The organism is Thermoanaerobaculia bacterium, from assembly GCA_035260525.1.
GTDB lineage: Bacteria > Acidobacteriota > Thermoanaerobaculia > UBA5066 > DATFVB01 > DATFVB01.
The window spans coordinates 1-5,474 of sequence record DATFVB010000094.1; the positions used below are offsets into that span (position 1 = coordinate 1).

Annotated in this window: 6 protein-coding genes; 4 read left to right on the top strand and 2 right to left on the bottom strand. The window is 72.0% G+C overall.

Annotation, left to right across the window (positions count from 1 at the left end; genetic code table 11):
• Positions 1-182 (bottom strand): hypothetical protein (locus VKH46_04415; protein ID HKB70063.1); only part of this gene is annotated, 182 nt, incomplete at its 3' end.
• Positions 175-642: a MarR family transcriptional regulator gene (locus VKH46_04420; GenBank protein HKB70064.1), complete on the bottom strand. Its 468-nt coding sequence runs from the start codon at positions 640-642 to the stop codon at positions 175-177. The genes VKH46_04415 and VKH46_04420, both read right to left, overlap by 8 nt.
• A 186-nt stretch (positions 643-828) precedes the next feature.
• Between VKH46_04420 and VKH46_04425 the strand changes: the two genes are divergently transcribed.
• The 4 genes from VKH46_04425 to VKH46_04440 all read left to right on the top strand — a co-directional run bounded on the left by VKH46_04425 (position 829) and on the right by VKH46_04440 (position 5,172).
• Positions 829-2,010, top strand: a complete 1,182-nt coding sequence (locus tag VKH46_04425; GenBank protein ID HKB70065.1) for an acetyl-CoA C-acyltransferase — start codon at positions 829-831, stop codon at positions 2,008-2,010.
• Positions 2,007-2,660: a gamma-glutamyl-gamma-aminobutyrate hydrolase family protein gene (locus tag VKH46_04430; protein ID HKB70066.1), complete on the top strand. Its 654-nt coding sequence runs from the start codon at positions 2,007-2,009 to the stop codon at positions 2,658-2,660. Before VKH46_04425 ends, VKH46_04430 begins: the two co-directional genes overlap by 4 nt.
• An 89-nt stretch (positions 2,661-2,749) precedes the next feature.
• On the top strand, positions 2,750-3,718 hold the full coding sequence (locus VKH46_04435; protein ID HKB70067.1) for an MBL fold metallo-hydrolase: 969 nt from the start codon (positions 2,750-2,752) through the stop codon (positions 3,716-3,718).
• The gene (locus VKH46_04440; protein ID HKB70068.1) at positions 3,715-5,172 is read left to right on the top strand and encodes an aldehyde dehydrogenase family protein; all 1,458 of its coding nucleotides are present in this window, start codon (positions 3,715-3,717) and stop codon (positions 5,170-5,172) included. Before VKH46_04435 ends, VKH46_04440 begins: the two co-directional genes overlap by 4 nt.
• Positions 5,173-5,474 lie beyond the last annotated feature (302 nt).

Genomic DNA, 5,474 nt, shown 5'->3' on the forward strand with positions numbered 1-5,474 from the left:
CCGCGCGCGACGAGGCCGGCCGCGAGACCGATCAGGATCGCCCACGCCGACAGGGTGATGACGCGCGGGTCGATCGTCGGCCCCCGAGAAGGCACGCGCGCGGAAAGGAGGGACGTCTCGAGCGAGGGGGCGACGGCGAGACCGCCCTTCGTGCCGGCCGGGGACGAGGTCAGATCAGGCATCGGCTTTTCGGCGCGCGGCCGCCGGCTCCTCCTTTTCGAAGAACAGCGCCGGCGGGATCTCGCCCATCCCCGCCACGACGCGGGCCAGGAAGGAAGCGAACGCCTTCCGCTCGCGGGCCGAGAGCGCCTCGATCGCCCGCACGAGCTCCTGCTGGGCGGAGGCGGGGGAGCGCCGCAGGAGCGCGCGCCCGCGCGCGGTCAGCGTCAGACGCACCCGGCGGTGGTCGCGGGCGTCGTCGTGCCGCTCGACGAGACCGGACTCCGCGAGCCGGCGGACGACGACCGACACCGAGCTCTGGTCGGTCGCGGTGCGGGCGGCGAGCTCGTTGACCGACTGGGCGTCGGCCTCGGCGAGCTTCTGCAGGACGAAGAGCTGCGCGCCCGAGACGCCGGCGCGCTTGCGCGCCTGCTCGGCGGAGAGCCGGAGGCTCTGGACGAGCCGCCGGACGCCGTCGAGCACCGGGCGTACGCCGGACGAAGGGAGTGCCGGGCGGCGCGGCGGCCGGCCGGCGACCTTCCCGGCGGCGGGCGAGCGGCGCGCGCCCGGGGAACGCCGGCCGGATTTCAATGGGGTCCCATACATCGGACCGCGACGATATCAGAGCCCGCCGCGCGCGGCAAGGCGGCCTCGTGTAGGATTTGCCGGATGCGTGACGTCTGGGTGCTTTCGGCCGCGCGGACGCCGATCGGCAAGTTCGGCGGCGCCTTCGCCTCGCTCTCGGCGGCCGACCTCGGGACCGCGGCGGCGAAGGGAGCGCTCGCGCGCGCCGGCGTTTCCCCGGACGACGTCACGGAGACGATCTTCGGGCACGGGCGCCAGGCGGGGGGCGGCCCGAACTCCGCCCGCCAGGTCGCCCACCGCGCCGGCGTGCCGGACGCGTCTCCGGCGTTCACGGTCAACAAGGCGTGCGCGTCGTCGCTGAAGGCGATCACGCTCGGCGCGCTGACGATCGGGGTGGGGGAGAACGAGGTCGTTCTCGCCGGCGGGCACGAGTGCATGTCCGCGACCCCCTATCTGCTCACCCGCGCGCGGTTCGGCTACCGGATGGGAGACGCCGAGGTCGTCGACGGGATGACGCGCGACGGGTTCCTCTGCCCGCTCTGCGGCGAGCTCATGGGGGCCACGGCCGAGCGTCTCGCGCGCGAGTACGGGATCGACCGCGGCGAGCAGGACGCGTTCGCGGTCGCGTCGCAGCAGCGCGCGGGCCGCGCCGCCGCCGACGGCCGGGCGGCGCGCGAGATCGTTCCGGTCGACGTGGAGACGCGCAAGGGGACGGTCGTGGTCTCCGCCGACGAGCAACCGCGTCCCGGCACGACCCTCGAATCGCTCGCGCGCCTCCCCGCCGTGTTCGCGAAGGGAGGAACCGTGCACGCCGGCAACGCGTCCGGCGTGACCGACGGGGGGGCCGCGCTCGTGCTCGCCTCGCGCGAGTACGCGGAGAGCCGGGGTCTGCGCCCCCTGGCCCGGGTCGCGGCGTGGACCTCCGCGGGCGTCGACCCGTCGCGCATGGGGATCGGGCCCGTGCCGGCGATCCGGCGCCTGCTCGAGAAGACCGCGCTGCGCCTCGAGGACGTCGACCTGATCGAGTTGAACGAGGCGTTCGCGGCGCAGGTCATCGCCTGCGGGCGCGATCTGGGGTTCGACCCCGAGCGCGTGAACGTCAACGGCGGTGCGATCGCGCTCGGGCATCCGATCGGCGCGACGGGCGCGCGGATCGCGACGACGCTCCTCCACGAGATGGACCGCCGCGGCGCACGACGCGGGATCGCGACCCTCTGCGTTTCGGGCGGCATGGGGATGGCCGTTCTCTTCGAATCGGTCCGATGAAGGTTCTCGTCACGCTCGAGGACGGGACCGCCGGGAAGGACTACCTCGATTCCCTCGCGCGCGCGGGTTTCGCGTCCGAGGACCTCGCCGTCCTGCATTCCCGGGACGTTCCCCCGGTGGGCTTCGAGGGACTGCTGCTGGGCGGCGGCGAGGACGTCGCGCCGGCCCTCTACGGCGAGACGCCCCGCGCCGGGCTCGGGACGGTCAACCGCCGGCGCGACGAGCAGGAGCTCGGGCTCGTCGCCGCGGCGCGGCGGCGGGGAGCCCCGATCTTCGGCATCTGCCGCGGGATCCAAATCGTCAACGTCGCGTTCGGGGGAACGCTCGTCCAGGACATCCCCTCCGAGGCTCCGTCGAAGATCGAGCACGACGTGAAGCGCCCGAAGGACGCGATCGCGCACACCGTCGAATCCTCGGGAGGTGCTTCCCTGCCGGCGGGAACATTCCCCGTGAACTCGCGCCACCACCAGGCGATCGGGCGCGTCGGCGCCGGCCTCTCGACGATCGCGAAGTCGGCCGATGGGCTGATCGAAGCCGTCGAAGGCGAGGCGCTCGTCGCGGTGCAATGGCATCCCGAGAACCTCGCGGCGGACCCGGTCGCGCATTCGCTCTTCCGCGCGTTCCGCGACGCCGTCGTCGCCCGGAAATGAACCGAAGCGTCCCGGCGTTGTCGGGTAGACTCCGAAAACGTGAGCGGGAGAAATCTCCGGCTCGGAAGGATCGAAGAATGAATTTCCGCATGAGCCGTATCGTCGTTGCGGCCGCCGTCATCGCCGCATGCGCGGCGGCGGCGTCCCCAGCCTCGGCGCTCCCCGCCGCCGGGAAAAAAGCGCCGTCCGCCCCGAAACCGGCGCCCGCCCCCGGAGCCGCGTCGCAAGCGGCGTCGCTGCGGGCTCCGCGGAAGGTCGCCGAGGGCGTCTGGGCCGAGATGACGAAAGGGGGCGCCAACGCCGGGTGGTTCACGTTCGGCGATTCGGTCGTCGCCGTCGACGCCGGCCGCACGGACGCCGACGCGGAGCAGCTGCTCGCCGACATCGCGTCGACGACCGGGAAGAAGAAGGTCTCCTACCTGATCCTGACCAACGACTTCGCACCCCACGCCGGCGGCGCCGCGGTCTTCGTAAAGCGCGGCGCGACGATCGTCTGCCAGGAGAATTTCGCGGGCGGATTCCAGGCCCTCCTCGCCAAGGCAGGCGCCCCGGGGTCCGCCGCGGTCCTCGGAGTCACCACACGCCTCGTCCTCGCCCGTCCCGACCGGGACGTCATCGTCCGGCATCTCGGTCCGGCCGACAGCGCGGGCGACCTCGCCGTCCTGATCGGCAAGGAAAAGGTCCTCTTCTCGGGAGATCTCGCGGAATCGGTCCTCCTTCCGCCGCTCTTCTCGAAGAGCATCGACCCGGACGGCTGGCTCTCGGCGTTGACGCTGCTCGGCAATCTGAACCCGAAGGCGCTCGTTCCGGGGTACGGTCCGATCGGTCTCCCGAGCGGCATCCTGGCGACGCGAGACTATCTCGAGCACGCGATCACGGTCGCGCAGACGCTCGTCCGCGAGAAGATCAAGGACGACTTCATTGCGACCCGGATCGCGGAACCGGACATGAAGATCCAGAAGCTGCCGCCGGAGCTCGAAAAGAATCACGAGGCGAACATTCAGGCGCTCGTCGCCTTCTACAGGAGCAAGGCGGGGGCCGCGCCGAAAAAACCGTGACCGACGCGATCGCTTTCCCCACCGATCTCTACGTCGACGGGCGGTTCGTGCCCGCGCTCTCCGGGCGGCGGTTCACGACGAGCAATCCCGCGACCGGCGAGGTCCTCGCCGAGGTCGCCGAGGCCGGCCCCGAGGACCTCGATCGCGCCGTCGCGGCGGCGCGGCGCGCCGTCGAGAGCGGCCCCTGGAAGGAGATGACGCCGCGCCAGCGCGGCAAGGTGCTGCTTCGCGCCGCGGATCTCCTCGCATCGCGCGCGGACGCGTTCGGCGCCGTCGAGACCCGCGACAACGGGAAGCCGATCTTCGAGTCGGCCAGGATCGACATGCCCGCCGCCGCCGAGGCCCTCGCCTACTTCGGAGGGTGGGCGGACAAGATCGCAGGAAAGACGCTCCCGTCCCGGTCCGACGCGTTCCTCTTCACCTGGCATGAGCCGATCGGGGTCGTCGGCGCGATCACGCCGTGGAACTTCCCGCTGCTCCAGGCCATGTGGAAGATCGCTCCGGCTCTCGCGTGCGGCAACGCGGTGGTCCTGAAGCCCGCGTCGCTCACGCCGCTCACGGCGCTGATGTTCGCGGCGCTCCTGGAGGAGGCGGGCCTCCCCCCGGGCGCGTTCAACGTGGTCCCCGGTCCGGGAGAGCGGATCGGCGGCGCGATGGCGGAGCACGCGGGGATCGACAAGATCACGTTCACCGGAGAGACGGAGACGGGCAAAAAGATCCTCCGCGCCGCGGCCGGGACGGTCAAGCGCGTCTCGATGGAGCTCGGCGGGAAGTCGCCGAACATCGTGTTCGCCGACGCCGACCTCGACGCCGCCGCGCGCGGCGCGTTCAACGGCATCTTCTACGGGAAAGGGGAAGTCTGCGCGGCGGGCTCCCGCCTTCTCGTCGAGGAATCGGCGCACGACGCGCTCCTCGACCGGATCGTCGAGCGCGCGCGCAAGACCGAGCCGGGGGACCCGCTGAACCCGAAGACGCGGCTCGGCGCGCTCGTCTCCGAACGGCAGCGCGAGACCGTCGCGGGGTACGTCGAAGGCGCGGTGCGCGAAGGCGCGGCGCTCGTCGCGGGCGGCCACCGGCGGGACGTGGGCGGGAAAGGGGCGTTTTTCGAGGCGACCGTCTTCGACCGTGTCGATCCTTCGATGACGATCGCGCGGGAGGAGGTTTTCGGACCGGTGCTCGCCACCCTCACGTTCGATTCGCCGGACGCGGCCATCGAGCTCGGCAACCGGGTCCGCTACGGCCTTGCCGCGGCCGTCTGGACGCGCGACATCAAGAAGGCGTTTCGCGTCGCCCGGGGGATCCGCGCGGGAACGGTGTGGATCAACACCTACAACATGTACGACCCGGGCCTGCCGTTCGGCGGCTACAAGGAGAGCGGGTTCGGGCGGGAGCGCGGGGAAGAGGCGATGCGGGAGTATACGGAGCTCAAGTCCGTCTGGTGTGATCTGAGCTAGCTGGCGCGACGATCCATCGAGCGAATACGGGCGGGTGCCGGCCCGCGCCGCCGTCGCCGTACGCTCACCGGTACGACTCGGGACGTCGCGGGCCGACCCCCATCCCGTCTCGCTCGCGCCTCGTTGCGCCTTCGGGTTGCCACGAATCGAGACCGCCCGAAGCACGACTCGCCGCTGAGCTGGCGCGACGATCCATCGAGCGAATACGGGCGGGTGCCGGCCCGCGCCGCCGTCGCCGTACGCTCACCGGTACGACTCGGGACGTCGCGGGCCGACCCCCATCCCGTCTCGCTCGCGCCTCG